The following is a 17,502-nucleotide window of genomic DNA, read 5'->3' on the forward strand; positions in this document are numbered from 1 at the left end:
ATACATAAGTAAAATTAAATTATTAAGTTTTGTAAAAAATTATTACTATTTATTTGGTATAACTCAGCCAGCTACAATAAATATAGGGTGAAATCGTCACCATCAGATCGGGTATTTCCAGCAAAACTGTATGACAGAATTTTGTCTTCAAGCTCCCTTTAGTCCTACAGGCGATCAACCAGAAGCGATCGCTAAACTTTCTGCTAGTATCCAATCAGGCAACCGTTACCAAACTTTACTAGGTGCCACTGGAACTGGCAAGACATTTTCGGTGGCAGCAGTTATTGAGAAAATTGGCAAGCCTACTTTAGTTCTGGCGCATAACAAAACCCTGGCTGCACAGCTTTGTAACGAGTTGCGGGATTTCTTTCCCAACAATGCAGTTGAGTATTTTGTCAGCTACTACGATTATTATCAGCCAGAAGCGTATATTCCCGTTACCGATACTTATATTGAAAAAACGGCGGCGATTAATGATGAAATAGATATGTTGCGACATTCAGCGACGCGATCGCTTTTTGAACGTCGTGATGTGATTGTCGTTGCATCCATCAGCTGCATCTACGGTTTGGGAATGCCAGCAGAATATCTGAAAGCTGCCATCCCCCTTCAGATAGGTATGGAAGTAAATCAACGCCAAATTTTACGAGATTTAGCAAATGTTCAATATAGCCGCAACGACATAGAAATGGGTCGGGGAAAATTTCGCGTCCGTGGTGATGTCTTAGAAATTGGTCCAGCTTATGAAGATCGGATTATTCGTGTCGAATTCTTTGGTGATGAAATTGACGCGATTCGCTACATTGACCCGGTGACAGGTGAAATTATCAAAAGTTTAGAAGCGGTGAATATCTACCCTGCACGTCACTTTGTTACCCCAGAAGAACGTCTAGAAGTAGCTTGTCATGACATTGCAGCCGAGTTAAAACAGCAAAAACTAGACTTAGAACAAGCTGGGAAATTATTAGAAGCGCAACGCATAGATCAACGCACACGCTATGATTTGGAAATGCTGCGCGAGGTAGGTTACTGCAACGGCGTTGAAAACTATTCGCGTCACTTAGCAGGAAGGCAAGCTGGAGATCCGCCAGAATGTTTAATTGATTATTTTCCTAAAGATTGGCTATTAGTTATCGATGAATCTCACGTTAGTGTGCCCCAAATTCGCGGTATGTATAACGGCGATCAAGCTAGAAAAAAAGTTTTAATTGAACATGGATTTCGTCTTCCTAGTGCTGCTGATAATCGTCCTTTGAAAGCAGAGGAATTCTGGGAAAAGGTGAATCAGTGCATTTTTGTTTCAGCAACTCCAGGGAATTGGGAGTTAGAAATTTCTGAAGATCATATAGTTGAGCAAGTAATTAGACCAACTGGCGTAATTGATCCAGAAATCTCCGTGCGTCCTACAGAAGGACAAATTGATGATTTGTTGGGAGAAATTAAAGATAGAGCCGACCTCCATGAACGAGTGTTAATTACCACATTAACTAAGCGGATGGCGGAAGATTTAACCGAGTATCTGCAAGACCATAGTATTCGGGTGCGGTATTTACATTCGGAGATTAATTCAATTGAGCGCATTGAGATTTTGCAGAACTTGCGCGAAGGTACATTTGATGTATTGGTTGGTGTGAATTTGCTGCGGGAAGGGTTAGATTTACCGGAAGTTTCCTTAGTAGCAATTATGGACGCGGATAAAGAAGGTTTTTTGCGAACCGAACGTTCCTTAATTCAAACTATTGGTAGAGCCGCGCGTCACATCCGGGGACAAGCGATTATGTATGCTGATAATTTGACAGGCAGCATGATTAAAGCCATTGATGAAACAGACAGGCGACGTGGTATTCAAACGGCACATAATCGACTGCATGGAATTACACCGCAACCGATTGTGAAAAAATCGAGTAACGCAATTTTGTCTTTTTTAGATGTGTCTCGGCGGTTGAATGCAACTGACTTGAAAGTAGTAGATGAACATTTAGATGAACTGCCATTAGAACAGATTCCCCAATTGATTAGTCTGTTGGAAACTCAGATGAAAGAAGCGGCGAAGAAACTGGAATTTGAAGAGGCGGCAAAATTGCGCGATCGCATTAAACATCTGCGGGATAAAATGTTGGGACGTTAACAAAAAAGAGTACTTGTGCTTGATGAGGCTTTAATTCAACTGTGTTAACTGACCAACATATTGCTGAAGCGTTAAGCCGCGCCTATGTCCGTGCGATCGCCGGACGTGCCGGACTCAACTTAGCTATTCGGGAATATGACTATGGCGTAGATGGTAGCTTTGATGAAATAATTGTGCGTCAAAATCGCCGAGTGGAGTCTGGCTTTTCCCTCAGTTTTCAACTCAAAGCCTCAACTCAATGGCAACTCGACTCGACCTATGTCATCTATGATCTAGAAGCGAAAACTTACAATGACTTGATTCTCAGGCGCAGCATGAGAGCCGCAATACCCTGTATCCTAATTCTTTTAGCGCTACCCTCTGATTCTGTTCAATGGCTCATTTGCGAAGAATCAGAACTCAGGTTGCAAGGAACTTGCTACTGGGAATACCTCACTGGCAACCTCAGTGAAAATCGCCAGTCTGTCAGAATCCGAATTGCCCGATCGCAACGCCTCACCCCAGAATCTCTGCTAACCTTAATGGAGAATGTCAAAACAGGAGAGTGGTCATGACCCCTGAAGTCTTGTCAAATTACGCCCAAGTTCAGGAGCTTCGTGTCGCTAAAGTGGTCAACTATCTCCAGCAAAATCACTGGATAGCAATCAGCCATCCCAATCCACGTTTAATCGTGTTTGAAAAGGGTGTGGACGATCAAGGCAAACCGATTCAAATTGTTTTGCCCAGTCAAGATCACTACGAAGACACGCCCTATTTATTGACTAAAGCGGTGAACCTTTTATCTGTTCTGCAATCCGTTTCTTTCCAAAACATTGTGAATGCAATTAATGCAGATGTACATGCTAGCTAAACCTGAGCGATGTGGCGATCGCCTAAGCAGCCTAACCGTTAGCTTATTCCAGGCGCGACGCCGAATAGCCCGTCGTAGACATCGCATTAAACATCTGCGGGATAAAATGTTAGGACGTTAACGTGAATCTACTGAGTCTTCAATTGGAGTGTGATTGAGGGGAAACTGATGACCGATTGTTAATTGTAAATATCACGGCGATGCCCAACTCGATGAATTGTAATGAGTTGTGCTTCAGTATCAAAGGAATAAATAATCCGGTAGTCCCCAATTCTGAGTTTGAACAAACCGCTTAAATCAGCACTCAAAGGTTGAGGGGTTAAGTCCTCGAAGTTCTCAGACAACCAGCGAATTTTACGCAGAATGCGCTCTTGAATAGTTGAGGTGAGAGTTTCAAACCCGATAGTCGCCTCTGATTTAAATTCGATATCGTAGCTCATTACCAGGACAATCCCAGGTTTTTTGCTACTTCCTCAGCAGGGATTCCACGTTCTCCAGATTGAGTACGTTGTAGGGAGTCGAGTAGTTGCTGTTTCACTTCTGGCTTTATTTGTTTGCCTTCATCAGGATCAACCAATAGAGATTGAATCGTTTCGGCAACAGTTTCTTGAATCAAAAGCTTGAGTTCTTCGATGGTCATATCTTTGACTTGCATAGGGCATCATGGGTAGTGAGAAATACTCTTACTGTTTTACCTGCTATTGTGGCATATTGCGGCGATCGCGGCGGCATAACAAACCGCTTGCACATCGCTAGAAAGCATCTGCCAGATAAATTATTGGGACGTTAGAGGTCTAATATATTTTAACTTCATGAAAGCTTCAGTTCCTTCATGATAGCTTTAATGTTAAGGCTTAATGTTGTAACCTTAAGCCTTAATGTCGTAACCTTAAGCCTCATTTCTCCGCTCTTTTGCTCCAAGTACTGCGAAAATACTTGATGTTTTAATTGCAACTGCACTCGATTTGATTAATCCTGTGCATTTAAAAAACTGGTTTACAAACTGCTGTTACTGTACCTCATAAACCTGCAATACGCTGTATTTATCACAACAGAGATAACAGCCAACTATATCGAGTTTTTACGTATGATCAAGTCGCTCGTTACGGATTCGACAGACCGTATTTTCTACCACCTTAATGATGCTTTAAAGGGTAATGTTCAGTTCGAGTATCTAACAATTCAAATACAGAGGACGGACGAAAGCCGCTCGTGCTAAGTTCCTGGCTACTTGCGCGATCGCATTAAACATCTGCGGGATAAAATGTTAGGACATTAACGTGAATCTTATGCTCACCAATATTCGCCTAAATTGAAATAGCTGATTCCAATCTCAAGTATGATCGAAAAGTAAAAGCGATGGCTTCTCTACGAGAGGCTCCGCCAACGCCAACGCCTGCCGTAGGATGCCCGTTCGCGTAGCGTCTCTTTTAGGAGAAGGGCTGTAGGGCGATCGCCGATGCTAAATACTTTTGTTCCTAGAGTTCTTGTCTTGAAAGAATTCTCAGCAAATATAGTCATTTAACCAACTAACTAAAGGAGAACCATCATGGCTGTATATTTAATCGCAGACGTTAAAGTTACCGATGATGCCTGGATTTCGGACTACGCAGCAAATGTTCACGAGATCGTACGTAATCATGGGGGGAAATACCTTTCCCGCAGTGGCAATATTACGACTATTGAAGGCGAGGGACTAGCAACAACGCTGATTGCCTTGATGGAATTTCCTTCTATAGAGGCAGTGCAAGCGTTTGCTAACGATCCAGCCTATGCAAAATATCGTCAAGCTCGCCAGAGTGGTAGTATCAGCAGCTTGAATGTAATCGACGACACTGATGTTGCAGGAACCATACCCTATTTACCAAAAGGTTAATATCGTCGATTGTCCGATTTGATCCAAAGTATGCATCCTGATACAGCAGATTTCAAGGAAACAGTGTGCCGCAGCTACGCCCGTCGTAGACATCGCCAGAAAGCATCTGCGGGATAAAATGCTGGGACATTAAAGTGAATCTTATGCTCACCAGTATTCACCTAATTAGTGTTCAACTTGCTAGCAAGAAGCGATAATAGATAAGATGCTATTTACGTTTTAAGAGTGTGGTAGCCATGACTGAGTTACTTGAGCGTGCGATCGCCCAACTGAAAACTCTACCTGTTGATGAGCAGGATGCGATCGCTACTCGTCTCCTTGCCGAGATGGAGGATGAGCGGGCATGGAAGGCTCAGTTTGAATCTACAACAGATGTTCAATGGGATCGTCTAGCTGATATGGTACGGCAGGAAATTGCTGCTGGCGACATCACTCCTCTAGCTGATGTTTTCCCCTCTGAGCAATGAAGTCAAGTGTTACGAAGGTATTTCGCAAGAAACTTGATGGGCTGACTGCATCAGTTCAAGAGCAAGCTGCCAAATCCTATGCTCTTTGGCGTTCAGACCATTACCACAATAGTCTTCAGTTCAAACGAGTTAGCCAGCGCCAACCAATCTATTCGGCTCGTATTACTTTAGACTACCGCGTTCTTGGCTTGTTGCAGGATGATCACATTTACTGGTTCTGGATTGGCGGACATGCAGAGTATGACGAGTTGCTTCAGAGGTTGTAACGCCAGCAGCCTAACCATTAGCTTCTCCATGCGTGCTCGCATTAAACATCTGCGGGATAAAATGCTAGGACGTTAACTCACATCTTGCGCCTGGAAATAAGGTATAAGGCAATTCTTTGATTGCCAGAGCTATGATAGGTGCAGTTAAAGAGCTTTCGTTTAGAATAACTGGTATGACAAACAAGTCTCCTACACCTAATTATCTTGAAACCTTTGAATTGTTGCAACAACATATAAGAGGTCAACTTGAAGGGTTAACAACTACGGAAAAAGGAAAAAGGTTTGCACGGTTTGTACAACGTCTGGTTCCCCAAGCAGATGCTGGTGCCGGTTTCGAAATGCCAGAGTTAAATAACAAGTTATCAAATGACGGGGGCGTTGATTTAATTGGGCAGGATAAAAAAAATGACAGAACTTTGTATATTCAATCTAAACTCTATGTTGATCGTGCAGATTCAATAGATTCTGTTTTAAGTAAATTTCAGGCGTTTAAGGCAAGGGATAAGACTAAGAGGAAGATATCTTTGAACTTTTGTTTCTGTTACAAGGTATTTCTCAAGAGAGCCTTACTGAATCTAAGTCTATTTTTTCAAATCCCTCTTATTCTAATTTCTTTGAGAGGCTTTATAGGGAAGATTCACTATCTTATAGGTCATTTCTTAGTATTTTGTCTCTATGCGGAACTATTAACACTAATATTGTTGATAGAGATACAGATATAGGAAAAGAAATAGCGCGAGTGAAAAGGTTTATTGAAAGCGCTGGTATAGCTCTTAAAAATGAACAAGAGAAATTCAAACAATTTCATAAACTCTCAGTTAAGCTATGGATGCAAAATTTATTGGATGAAGAAGATGATGAAGCAAAAGTGCGAAGAGATATGTATTTAAGCTCCAAAAGGATGAATTTTAACAGTATGTTTAGAAAGCTTTGTGTCGAAGTAGATTTAGACCAGTCATTACAACGGAATATCTGAAACCTAACCCAAGCTAATAATATGCCCTGAGCCGAACGAGTAGTGCGATCGCTGATCTTGTAGATTGGTTTGACCCAAGGAAACCCAACGTGTTTTTCCACTTACAATCTTAACTACTTCCACCAATGCAGTGCGATGTCTACGACGGGCTACGCAGCGTAACTATATCCTTGAAGGGGACGGGCGGTAATTCAGGTTAAAATGGGGTGTACATCAATTGAAAAGCACACATCACTTCTAAGGATTTGTGTAAAAATAACCTGAACAATTTTTGTGTGAAAGCTAGATTTAGCAAGCTATTCCAGATAAATTTTGTACAACTTATTTTTACATGATGCCTAACAAGCATAATCGCCTACAATAGCGATTCTGACACAGTGCGCGTAGGCGTAGCCCGTCGTAGACATCGCCAGAAAGCATCTGCCGGATAAAATACTGGGACATTAGTGCTTGGTCAGGGTAGCAATAAAAATAAGCCCTTTTTCGCTATCCTAGATAAAGTGAATCATTAAGAGATCGCCCCAATGGTTGCTTTACCCGACAACACTTTGATGAGTGCAGAAGAATATCTGGTTTGGGAACCCACTCAAGAGGAACGCTACGAGTATTGGGATGGCGAAGTTGTGATGATGAGCGGTGGTACACGCAACCATAATCGGATTTCTGGAAACTTCTTTAAGCTCTTAGATGATACCCTAGCCGATCGAACCTGCGAAGTATACATTGTAGATGTGAAGGTGCAGATAGAACCGGGGCAAAAGTATTTTTATCCAGATGTGGTGGTAACTTGTGATGAACGCGATGACGATCCACAATTGATACAATTTCCCTGCTTAATTATCGAAGTGCTATCACCCTCAACGGAAGCAGTCGATAGGGGAAAAAAGTTTGCCAAATATCGCCAATCTCCAACTTTGCAAGAATATGTCTTAGTACAAGTAGCTCAACCGAGTGTGGAAGTGTTTCGGCGCAACGAACAAGGAAAATGGGTGCTGTCGGAGTATAATTTGGACGAGAGATTGCGACTGGAATCGGTGGATGTGGAAATAGCGATTACTCATTTGTACCGACAAGTGCAGTTTGAAACCGAAGCCACCGAAAATTGAATAGATGAGCGATAAGGATGCGTAGACGCGTAACCGCTTGTATACAGCGTCTACTCATGATTAGATTGGCTTCAGCTTTAGTGTGCTTGCAAAAGTTTTCGGTCTACTGACTGTGGCGTTGAAAAAAGTTCCAAATCGTTTCACTGGCGTTCAGCCCCAGTTTAGCATTGAATTTATTTAGGCTCTCGTCAGTTGAAGAACCACCAGGCCAAAAATGTCCACCATTTACTACCGCTAGCTGCCAAACTTCTGAGTTACCACTACAACCTTTGTAAAGAGAGCTTTTTACTTGAACTTTAGAAAACTGCGGAGATTCATTTGATGAGGTACATTGATCGTGCGATCGCCAAAAATCTACCATGTCTGAGATAGAAACCAGCGCTCCTCGTTGAGTGTGGTCATCACCTTCATAAAGTACATCGTGATCGTTTGTACCATTGATCATTAACATCGATATGGGAGTTTGAGGCTGGCAATTAGGTTTGAGTCTAGCTGGGAGCGAACCAGCTACTGATGCAAAACCAGCAATTTTATCAGGTAACTTACAGGCCAATGCTTGGGTAAGTATTCCACCTCTAGAAAAACCGGTAGCATAAACTTTATGACTATCAATATTGATTTGCTGCTGAAGATGATCAATCAAAGCACTGACAAACAAAACATCATCTACCCTTCCTTGAGCGTTACCTCTAAGGCTCCATTTTTGGTCAATTCCATCTGGATAAACAACAATAAATCCTTTTTGATCTGCTAATTCATTGAAGCGAGTCACATTACTTATAGACCGACCACTACCATCATCCCCATGAAACACTAAAACTAACGGCATCGGGCGATCTGGATTATAAGATTTTGGAGTATAAAAATAGTAAGTACGTAACTTTCCTTGGTCATATAGCTCTCCATAATTATCACCATTCACGATTTGTTCTTTAGATATATTTCTTTCTTCAGCCTGAATGGAATTGGAGGCCGTTACTAAAGTAACTGTAAGTAGAAATATAAGAATCTTTGTAATAAATCGAGAATTATGATATATATTCATGGTAATTAAATTGAATCGATTAAGATACTTTCGTTCACTTGAAAAGTCTTATTTACCAGCAAAGTTATACTAAATAGAGAGTAAAAACCCTACTTGGGTTGTTACTCTCTATTATAAATATTAAGCTCTTACAGTTATATAATGAGCAGGAACTCGAACTCTAACCAACTTATGACCGCGTCGTACTGTTTCGTAATGTGCAGGAATTAACTTCCGGTGAACTCGAGCAACAATAACAGGTTTATGGACACTGGGTCTGGCAATGATTTCTGCTGCCGATGCCTGTGAGGGTAAGGAGGAAATTACAAATGGTAGTGCAAGTAATGTACCTAATAGAATACGTTTCATGTTCAAATCTCCATCAATTAATTTGCTTGAGTTTTCTAGAGCATTCCTCAATAATTTGTGAACATATATTCTTACCTAATCTTTAGGATTATAGGAAGTTTTGCCTGTTACACGCCTTGATTGGTTTGCTCTATAGCTCTCAGTATAAAATACTAAATAAAAAGACACAGTGGAATAAAGTCATAATTTCAGTATGACTTTAGTCATATTTTGGACTTGGGACAAAAAAGAGGTGTTAGCGCGTAATATTTTACCCTATCCCACCAAGAATAGTTGAGTATTTCTACCTGATTATTTTCCCCGTCTATACCCACCGAATTATTATCTTCACCTTTCTCAAGAGTTACAGCAAGTTTAACTGAGTCTGTGCAGCGCGATCGCTAACGAGGGGTTTTGAGAGCGGTGTGAGTTTACTTTCTGCCCTTAATCAAAAGACCACTAAGAAGAATGGCACTAAGTTAAGATACACCCCTTGCCCTGACTGGTTAAGAGCCTGGAGGCTGGGAACCCATGCTGGGAGGGCTGCCGCCTCCTCTTTCTTGACCAGAGGTAGAACCTCTCGGAATACATTCCCAGCCTCCAGGCTGGGAACGAGGCGACACAAGCTTTTGGACTTTTCTTAGTACAGAACACCACAAAAAGGGTATGGAATTTAATTATTCGTAGGTTGGGTAGAACTTTAGTGTTACCCAACATCAAGTCTGAATATTTGCGAACCCCTTTTACGGTGAGGTGTACTTAGTGCCATTCACCTCTAAGAGGTTTTACTATGCAAAACTGTCCCTCTCCGAGTCGGAGAGGACAGACTTGAATTTTAGTTCAAGGCAGGGAGAGGTTCGTCGAACTCACTTGATGAGAGTGCGATTGTTGGTCAGTCTAATCTTGAGTCTTTTGTTGATAAATTTGCGGTGCAAGAATGACTTGAATTTGCTTTTCCTGGCATTTTTGAGAAAAAGCACGAATTTGAGCTTCCTCATCTCCCTCAATTGACAAAGATTTCAAAAATCCCTGAAATCCTAAAAAAGCTAATTCATAGATAGCTTTTTGACTAAAAGCACCTTGAAAATAGCCAGTGTGGGTATCAACACCTTGAGGATCTCTATTATTAATAGACTTCCGAATAAATGCCAAAGTTAGTAAAATATAATTGCCAAAATTTATCGCTGGCTTTTCTAAGGCAGAACTAACAATTCCTATCTGGGCACTCCGATCATCTTTATAATCTGTACAGTCAAAATATGTAAATAAATCTGCGGGCTGAACCTCATTTTCGGAAATTTCAGTTATCTCTTCAAGTTTTCTATGTTCGCTATTAGAAGAGCGAATTTCTAAATAGTTATAAGGTTTATCGAGTGTATAATCTTTATCATAGTCTTGTTTGTGTAAATTAACAACTCCATATCTGGGTGTGTGACCAACTGTATCATTTTTGTTGTTGAAATGCTTAACTGTTATATTACCAAGCCTGTAGCCACTAATACGAGTTCGTGCGGGGAAACTAAAGTAATTTGCAGCAGTGGAGGTAAGTCGTAATGCTAAGTCTCCCTCATTACAAAAGATATAAGCTTCTTCGCACCGACGTAAAGAAGAACGAAGAAAATTAGCTCGTCCTGGCAAGATAGTTTCTACAGGAACATCAGGTGCAACTAGCACAAGTCTGCCTAAGCGAAATACATTGCCAATATCTGAATCAGGTTCTTTATTAATAGATTTAACGTCAAAAATATCAGAGAGGATACGAATTACATCTGTAACGACAAAACAACCCATACTATGACTAATAAATGACAATTTAATGCGTTTATTAGCGGGTAACTTTACTGTAACATCAAGCTGTCTGATCAATTCAACTAAGTCTGTGACACCATAATTAATCGCTCTATAAGTATCACGAAAGTAAGTAGATATTCTGAGGATAATTAATGTAAAAATAATTGAAGATACAATGCCAGATAAAATTAACAACACCGTGAAAAAGTGGACAGCGCTATTACTCAAAATATCTAGGAACAACAAAACTATGGTAGACCATATACTAATTGTTAGTCCCACAACTAAATTGATAGCTAGTAAAGTTGGTAGAGAATACAGTGCGTTGATTAGCTTTTGCCCAAAGGAACCAGACTCATCTGTTTTTATAGGATTTTCAGAAGGCCATCTATATCCGATAAAAATATACTTATTTGGTTGCTGAATATGTGTATTAACATATTCATAAATTTTTTTGCAGCCTTTCTCTGTATCCGATGGTGTAGAACTATATCCATGAATATTTATAATAATTTCTGGTTCTGGGCTTGATTGTAAACTTTCAGCAATTTTATCAATCATCTCTTTGGCTGAAGGTTCAGCTTGTCTATCATTGATATTAAAAAAGTTTTGATTAACAACTGTTGATAAATAGTTGTTAGAATTATTTTCTTCTGTCTCAACATTGAGTTTGGCAGTACTAACTACGAAATAACCAGAAATTTTTTCTTGGTTATTTTTGTTAAATTCGTAAATTTGATACGGTTGATTGTCTGCCAGATTCTTCTTATCAGGAGAGTTCGTCATGTCTATTTTCCTTTACAACTTGGGTTAAGTATAAGCAATAGTGCTTAAAACTTTGCTGAAAATCGTGGTCGTAAACACAATTTTTGTCAGGATTATTACTTAAGTTTTTTACCTAACAAACTGGCTATTACTAATATTACTAGATGCGTTGTCTTTTGAGTTTGTTGCAATCACTAAACACTCATTTGGAACTCTAGGAAGCATATCGTTAAAAGCAGGAGTATAACGACCATCTTCATCAACAACCCTACGGAGAGTATACTCACCAGCCCGAGAAAGTCCGCCGAACCAAAGGTTTTTTCTGTGCCAAATATCTCCATTGAGAGAATTTTTGTCCTGGAACATTGTAAAATTTACAATGGATGTTGAAATTGGTATTCCCAGCAAAATAGGTATGATTTGAGCTTGCTGCAAAGTTTCATCTTCAAACTGAATTTTGTAAATTACCTCAAACCATTGAATTAAACGTAGTAATATCCAGCCAGCAATCGAGTTATGAAAAGTCCACTGCAACGGTGCAAAGACTGGTAAAAGCAAAGTTCTGTTCTGTGTATCCCATTCTAAATTGTACATAGTGATGCAAGTATCTGGCAGTGGATTGCCATCCAGAAAAAACACACCCTTAAGTACAGATGGTAAGTTTGTTTTTTTGATTGGAATCATCCAGGTTGCAATATTATTGAGTTGTTTTCTCTCGATTAATTCAGTCATACTAATTTGTAATTCGTAACTAAGATAAACTCAAAAAACCTTGAAGAAGAATTCAGAATTCAGGAGTCAGAATCAAGACGCTCTCTGAACTTCGGTGACTCACTACTCACAGTCGTTGAGCAAAACCTTGTAGCACTAAATTATTAGGAGTAACGGCAGTCACTTTTTCAAAATCCCATTTGACTTCTGTAATTGAGTCCCATTGATAGTTTTTGAACAGATGTAAACAGAAAATCTTGATAAAGCCAATTGATAAGGATCTACCAGGACAAGCTCGTTCATGCCCTTCGCCGTTCCAAGATAAGATATCGGAAAAATTTCGTGTTACGTCAAAATCATCTGGATTTTGGTATCTGTTGGTATCCCGATTAGCTGTAAAAATAGAACCAAGCAGTCGAGTACCTTTTTGGAATGGACATTTTTGTTCTCCAATCTCAACTTCACCCGCTTCAGTGGTGAGTTGGCTAACAAATCGCACAGGTGGATAGAGACGAGCCGTTTCCAGAATTACTTGACTGAGAAGTGTTGACTGTTCTAGAGCGTCTGGGTTTAAACTTTCCTTGCCATTCCAAACTGCATTGATTTCTGACACTACATTATTTCTGAGGGCATTATCCAAGCATAAAACACCAATAACAGATCCCAAAAGCCCACTTGTGCCAGCAGTACCGGCAATATGAATCATATCGAAAAGGCTATTAGCGATTTGGTGTTCGTTCAACTGATACTGAGCGCCTGTTTCAAAGTAAGATGCCCATTTGCTAGATTGTTGATATTTCTTGGTTAAATACTGACGATGCCGAATTTTTGGCGCTGTTAATATTGCTAGCAGATACTTACTAATGAAATTTGGCAAGGATGCGAGAACCAAACCTTTAATGTAACCACTCGATGCTGTGATTTCTTCCTCAGATAAAGATATCTGAAAAACCAGTTGGTGTAAAATTGACAGCATGATCTTTGGCAAATCGTTGCCAATGTGTAATTTGCTCTGTCTAGCAGCCTCTAACAGGCTTTGCTCTACTAGATACCCTAAAAAGTCTATCTGCTCTGACGGTTCCGGTAAGGCTTGTAAGAATACAGCACGTAGTCCTGTGTGTTCGTTACCGTTTGTTCCCAAGCTCAGAGGATTATCAAGTAGGTAGCTAGGAGCTAATATTCTGATGATGCCTAAATCATTTCCCCGCAGTTGTGGTTGGGTTTGCATTAGTTCCCTCACCTGGGCGTGAGAGGAATGCATAATTGCTTGGTCTACTGCAAAATACTTGTCTCCAATATTGTCCTTACGGATGTAGAGAAAATCCCGCCATGCGTTGAGCATGATTGATGCATCCATGTAATAAAAAATCAAGCGTAGAAGCTTGCCGATCGCAGTGTTATAACCTACTTTGGCTAGTATAGGTGCAAGCCAAAGCTGGCGATCGTGACCTTTGAGAACTTTATCTTTAAGTGTCATAATATTTACTTTGGTGTTTTAGTGGGCATTGGGCATTGGGCATTGGGCATTGGGCATTGGGCATTGGGCATTGGGCATTGGGCATTGGGCATTGGGCATTGGTTACTAATTCTTCTCCCTCATTCTCCCTCACCCCCCTCATCCCCCTCATCTCCCTCATCCCCAATTCAGATATTGATGCTCTGAGGAATTTTAGAAGGAAGCAGATACTCATAACTTGGACGGTGCAAATTACGTTGCTTGATAGTATCTTCTACCTGCTGAAGATTACTGTGGAATGCCTGTAACAATGGTTTTACTTTCTGGTCTGTAAAGTATCCTTGCTGATATTCGCCCAGCTTGTTGTAATATACAGACCCCAACAAGGTGAGTAGGTTGTATTGCCGTTGCGCCTGATCTAAAGGGGGGAGCAAATTGAGGTAGTCTTGCTCAGTAACTTCTCTTTTGAGAGTTGAGGCTGGTAAATAACCTGCCGTTGGTATGGCTGCGGCATAACTCATCAAATCTTTTTGCGGAAAGTTAACGGCTGCATGTTGAGCGCTGGCGGTGAAAATAATCAGCGTAGTGGCATCAATCAGGTAATTGAGCGTTTTGATGCGACCATCTTCGCCAAAATCGCGGATGCGACCACCATCATAAGCTGAGATTTCGGCTGCCCACGCTTGCAAGGCTGTGTCTTTCTGAATGTCTTCATCGGTGGTGTAATAAAGGTTCAGGTAGTCCCAAACCCATTGATGAATGGCATCCCACACTAATAGTGCATCATCCCGGTAAGGATAAACAGGCAATAGGTTGGGATCATCCACGCCGCGCTGTTGGAATTGCTTGCGTAAGATGGCACTATTGAAACCATAGCTTTGCAACCCTAGCACTGCTAAAACGCGAGAGTTATCGATTGATGCTGAAAGTAATCTATCGACGCCACCACCAGGAGCAATGAGAATCCGTTGGGCGGCATCGTTAATTGCTAAGGTGCTGTCAAAATGCGGGCGCAGCAGAATTCTTAGGGGATGGGTGAGGGGCAGTTGTCGATAGGTGGCGATCGCAAAAGCACCAACCAAGAGATGAGTTCTTCCTAAATGAGTAATAGGTTCGTGGAAGTTGGCATCTGCTATTTGGACAATTGTTTTGGCAAATAGCCAAGGGTATTTACCGGAGTTAGGGGTAATGATCGGATAATCTGATCCTGGGGTTTGACCGCATTGAATGGCGATCGGACGCAATAGACGGGTGGGATCTGAGCCTTTGGGTAAGGCAAACAGTGCTAGGGGAGCATAGACATATTTTTGCTCATGTGGGTATGTACCGTTGATCGCACCGGATAAAATTTTATAATCAGCTAAGTAGAGCCTTCCTTCAAGTCCGGCTGCTGCTAATGAATCGTCAGTTCCCATCACTGCTTGGTAATGTTCGTCTGTGACTGGGAAGCGATCGCCTGGAGTGGTTACTCGCTCGATCATGACGGGATTGTAGCCAGCTACTCGCATATAAGCAAATACTTCATCTTTATCGTAAGTTTTGGCGATCGCTGGTACACCAATCACCGGAAACAAATTTTCGTAGTCCTTGAGACTGGTTGCGTGTCCTGTGGGCTGTCCTTCATATAGAAGGGTAATTACCCGATTTAGAGTATCTCTAAGGATCACAAGTCCGTTTTCTTTAAGAATATGAAAGAAAAGTTCGTCGAGTTCTCTAACATCCTTGGATATCCCTTTAAGTAAAAACTGGGGGATAATTTGCACGATTCTCGCCAGAATGCTGAATCGAAGTGGTATTGCTCCCTTGATCAAGGCTTCTAAAATAAACTTTTCGACATCATCACGAATCGATTTAGAACCCTGATTGCCTCGGTTCACAATCAGGGTATTGACAAAAACAACTCGTAACTGCTGGGCTAATAAAAAATACCAGTTAGTGGCGAACTCTTCCGCAAGAGAAAGCTGATCCACCATAGCAATAGGTGGAATATGGGTGTAGTTATATTGATACTCTTGCCTAGCTATGTCTAGATTTTGAGTGCTTGAGGAACTGATCGAATTATCTGGTAATGAAGCAGTCATTGACCCTACTCGCTTGTAGTATGGGGAACTTTAACAGTTTAGAATAAACAGGTTTGAGTCAACTAAACGTATTATCGCAATCAAGTTTAAAATTCTGATTTTTCTAAAAGAAATTTTATAAAAACCCTCGAATTCTGAACACAGGGTAAGCGCATCTGCCCCTACCGCGTGTTTTTAAATGTAATTTACACTTCGGGAATTTTGTCAATCTGCCAACAATCAGAAATAATCGCAGGCGCTTGGTTAAATTGGCTGATGGGAGCGGGTTTCATGTCACGATAGTCCAGCAGTTGGACTAGGATGAGGTAGGCGATCGCTAAAATGATAGAAATCGCACCTGTAAGAATGGCAATTATTTTCGAGCGGTTCATTATTAGTAGTTCCTGTAATGCAAGTTATTGTGCTGTGCCTATATCTACATTAATACTTGAGACACACACTACACACTTACCGATGTTTTCAGGAGTGCTGAGTGGGGAGTGGGGAGTGAATTAAAAATAACTCAATACTTATGTACTTGGTACAGAAGCTTGTACCCTGTAAATAGACTGTTGAGGCTGTTATCTATCACGCGAAAGCACAATAATATGGCTTTTTCTCATGAATTTCAGCGCTATCGGAGTGTGCGTCCAGGGCAGATGCTCCAAGGTCTAGTTATTTCCATCCTTCTACACTCTATTTTACTGATTGGGAGCAAATATTGGCTCAGAGCTTTTATGCCTGAGTCTAAGCAAGAGATTCCAATTGAGGTAGTTGAAGTTGATCCCAATGAAACACACACACCCCAAAAAACCTTATTCCGGGCTACTAAAGATTCAATTGCAGGTGGCAAAGCTTTACCGAAAAAACCTGTTTCTGCTGTGAAGTCAGCTAATTCCGATGTACATAAAGCTTCTAGCAAGAGTCCTTTTGACTTAAGAACCTTATCTCCAGCAAAGGTATTCGAGTCAGAACCAAGACGGCAGAAAGCGGAATCAGCAAATCTATCTCCTCAGCAACCCAAACCAGAGCCAACAGCGATGTCTACGATGGGCGTAGCTGCGACACCTACAACCATACCACCGGCACTTAAACCACAGCCAACAGCGATCGCACCTGCAACCATACCACCAGCCCTACCGCGAAAAACAGCGATCGCGCCTACAACTATACCACTAACCCTACCACGAAAAACAGCGATCGCACCTGCAACTATACCACTAGTACCTAAACCAGAGCCAACAGCCATCGCGCCTGCAACTATACCACCAGTACCTAAGCCAGAGCCAACAGCGATCGCGCCTGCAACTATACCACCACTACCTAAACCAGAGCCAACAGCCATCGCGCCTACAACTATACCACCAACCCTATCACGAAAAACAGCGATCGCACCTGCAACGATACCACCAGTACCTAAACCTAAGAAAATTGCAGTAGCGCCTAATACCACACTACCGCCAACTCTACCGCGAAAAACAGCGATGTCTACGACGGGCGTAGCTGCGACACCTGCAACGATACCACCAGCACCCAAACCTAAGAAAATTGCAGTAGTGCCTAATATTACACCATCGCCAGCCCTACCGCGAAAAACAGCGATGTCTACGACGGGCGTAGCTGCGACACCTGCAACGATACCACCAGCACCCAAACCTAAGAAAATTGCAGTAGTGCC

21 protein-coding genes and 1 pseudogene are annotated in these 17,502 nt (G+C 41.4%); 10 read left to right on the top strand and 12 right to left on the bottom strand.

Annotation, left to right across the window (positions count from 1 at the left end; translation table 11 throughout):
* Window positions 1–130: 130 nt before the first annotated feature.
* The 4 genes from uvrB to V7L05_RS22940 are packed head-to-tail and all read left to right on the top strand — an operon-like array spanning window position 131 to window position 3,099.
* The gene (gene uvrB, locus V7L05_RS22925; protein WP_335167363.1) at window positions 131–2,128 is read left to right on the top strand and encodes an excinuclease ABC subunit UvrB; all 1,998 of its coding nucleotides are present in this window, start codon (window positions 131–133) and stop codon (window positions 2,126–2,128) included.
* 41 nt (window positions 2,129–2,169) lie between these two features.
* Window positions 2,170–2,682: a DUF4365 domain-containing protein gene (locus V7L05_RS22930; RefSeq protein ID WP_335167365.1), complete on the top strand. Its 513-nt coding sequence runs from the start codon at window positions 2,170–2,172 to the stop codon at window positions 2,680–2,682.
* The gene (locus V7L05_RS22935; RefSeq protein ID WP_335167367.1) at window positions 2,679–2,978 is read left to right on the top strand and encodes a hypothetical protein; all 300 of its coding nucleotides are present in this window, start codon (window positions 2,679–2,681) and stop codon (window positions 2,976–2,978) included. The genes V7L05_RS22930 and V7L05_RS22935 overlap by 4 nt, the downstream gene beginning before the upstream one ends.
* On the top strand, window positions 2,968–3,099 hold the full coding sequence (locus V7L05_RS22940) for a hypothetical protein (protein ID WP_335167368.1): 132 nt from the start codon (window positions 2,968–2,970) through the stop codon (window positions 3,097–3,099). Before V7L05_RS22935 ends, V7L05_RS22940 begins: the two co-directional genes overlap by 11 nt.
* A 58-nt stretch (window positions 3,100–3,157) precedes the next feature.
* On the opposite strand, the gene V7L05_RS22945 is transcribed toward V7L05_RS22940, so the two are convergent.
* The 3 genes from V7L05_RS22945 to V7L05_RS22955 all read right to left on the bottom strand — a co-directional run bounded on the left by V7L05_RS22945 (window position 3,158) and on the right by V7L05_RS22955 (window position 4,499).
* Entirely contained in the window at window positions 3,158–3,418 is a 261-nt protein-coding gene (locus tag V7L05_RS22945; protein ID WP_335167369.1) for a type II toxin-antitoxin system RelE family toxin, read from the bottom strand.
* On the bottom strand, window positions 3,418–3,618 hold the full coding sequence (locus V7L05_RS22950) for a hypothetical protein (protein ID WP_335167371.1): 201 nt from the start codon (window positions 3,616–3,618) through the stop codon (window positions 3,418–3,420). Before V7L05_RS22950 ends, V7L05_RS22945 begins: the two co-directional genes overlap by 1 nt.
* Window positions 3,619–4,346: 728 nt before the next feature.
* Entirely contained in the window at window positions 4,347–4,499 is a 153-nt protein-coding gene (locus V7L05_RS22955) for a hypothetical protein (RefSeq protein WP_335167373.1), read from the bottom strand.
* Between the two features lie 28 nt (window positions 4,500–4,527).
* On the opposite strand from V7L05_RS22955, the gene V7L05_RS22960 reads away from it, so the two are divergent.
* The 6 genes from V7L05_RS22960 to V7L05_RS22985 all read left to right on the top strand — a co-directional run bounded on the left by V7L05_RS22960 (window position 4,528) and on the right by V7L05_RS22985 (window position 7,669).
* Window positions 4,528–4,854 (top strand): DUF1330 domain-containing protein, encoded by a 327-nt coding sequence (locus tag V7L05_RS22960; RefSeq protein WP_335167375.1) that lies wholly within the window; start codon window positions 4,528–4,530, stop codon window positions 4,852–4,854.
* Between the two features lie 236 nt (window positions 4,855–5,090).
* Entirely contained in the window at window positions 5,091–5,321 is a 231-nt protein-coding gene (locus V7L05_RS22965) for a hypothetical protein (RefSeq protein ID WP_335167378.1), read from the top strand.
* Window positions 5,318–5,587, top strand: coding sequence for a ParE family toxin-like protein (locus tag V7L05_RS22970; RefSeq protein WP_335167380.1), 270 nt, complete (start codon window positions 5,318–5,320; stop codon window positions 5,585–5,587). Before V7L05_RS22965 ends, V7L05_RS22970 begins: the two co-directional genes overlap by 4 nt.
* A 116-nt stretch (window positions 5,588–5,703) precedes the next feature.
* On the top strand, window positions 5,704–6,309 hold the full coding sequence (locus V7L05_RS22975) for a hypothetical protein (RefSeq protein WP_335167382.1): 606 nt from the start codon (window positions 5,704–5,706) through the stop codon (window positions 6,307–6,309).
* A 17-nt stretch (window positions 6,310–6,326) separates the two neighbouring features.
* A complete protein-coding gene (locus tag V7L05_RS22980) occupies window positions 6,327–6,563 on the top strand; it encodes a hypothetical protein (RefSeq protein WP_335167384.1) in 237 nt (78 codons plus the stop codon).
* A 524-nt stretch (window positions 6,564–7,087) separates the two neighbouring features.
* On the top strand, window positions 7,088–7,669 hold the full coding sequence (locus V7L05_RS22985) for a Uma2 family endonuclease (RefSeq protein WP_335167386.1): 582 nt from the start codon (window positions 7,088–7,090) through the stop codon (window positions 7,667–7,669).
* A gap of 103 nt (window positions 7,670–7,772) precedes the next feature.
* On the opposite strand, the gene V7L05_RS22990 is transcribed toward V7L05_RS22985, so the two are convergent.
* From V7L05_RS22990 to V7L05_RS23030, 9 genes and pseudogenes are all read right to left on the bottom strand, one after another.
* Complete coding sequence (locus V7L05_RS22990; RefSeq protein WP_335167388.1) at window positions 7,773–8,591, bottom strand: extracellular catalytic domain type 1 short-chain-length polyhydroxyalkanoate depolymerase; 819 nt, start codon at window positions 8,589–8,591, stop codon at window positions 7,773–7,775.
* A 243-nt stretch (window positions 8,592–8,834) separates the two neighbouring features.
* Entirely contained in the window at window positions 8,835–9,062 is a 228-nt protein-coding gene (locus V7L05_RS22995) for a hypothetical protein (RefSeq protein WP_335167390.1), read from the bottom strand.
* A gap of 876 nt (window positions 9,063–9,938) precedes the next feature.
* A complete protein-coding gene (locus V7L05_RS23000; protein WP_335167393.1) occupies window positions 9,939–11,618 on the bottom strand; it encodes an alpha/beta hydrolase in 1,680 nt (559 codons plus the stop codon).
* A 108-nt stretch (window positions 11,619–11,726) separates the two neighbouring features.
* Window positions 11,727–12,329 carry a hypothetical protein gene (locus V7L05_RS23005; RefSeq protein ID WP_335167395.1) on the bottom strand — a complete coding sequence of 201 codons (603 nt, stop codon included), beginning with the start codon at window positions 12,327–12,329 and terminating at the stop codon, window positions 11,727–11,729.
* Window positions 12,330–12,435: 106 nt separating this feature from the next.
* Window positions 12,436–13,785, bottom strand: a complete 1,350-nt coding sequence (locus tag V7L05_RS23010) for a cytochrome P450 (RefSeq protein ID WP_335167397.1) — start codon at window positions 13,783–13,785, stop codon at window positions 12,436–12,438.
* The gene (locus V7L05_RS23015; RefSeq protein WP_335167399.1) at window positions 13,775–13,936 is read right to left on the bottom strand and encodes a histidine kinase; all 162 of its coding nucleotides are present in this window, start codon (window positions 13,934–13,936) and stop codon (window positions 13,775–13,777) included. The genes V7L05_RS23010 and V7L05_RS23015 overlap by 11 nt, the downstream gene beginning before the upstream one ends.
* A gap of 16 nt (window positions 13,937–13,952) precedes the next feature.
* Window positions 13,953–15,845, bottom strand: a complete 1,893-nt coding sequence (locus tag V7L05_RS23020; protein WP_335167401.1) for a lipoxygenase family protein — start codon at window positions 15,843–15,845, stop codon at window positions 13,953–13,955.
* Window positions 15,846–16,030: 185 nt separating this feature from the next.
* Entirely contained in the window at window positions 16,031–16,216 is a 186-nt protein-coding gene (locus V7L05_RS23025; protein ID WP_335167403.1) for a hypothetical protein, read from the bottom strand.
* 620 nt (window positions 16,217–16,836) lie between these two features.
* Window positions 16,837–17,502 (bottom strand): annotated as a pseudogene (locus tag V7L05_RS23030) (hypothetical protein); the annotation flags it as partial.

This window comes from Nostoc sp. (assembly GCF_036917755.1).
GTDB lineage: Bacteria > Cyanobacteriota > Cyanobacteriia > Cyanobacteriales > Nostocaceae > Nostoc.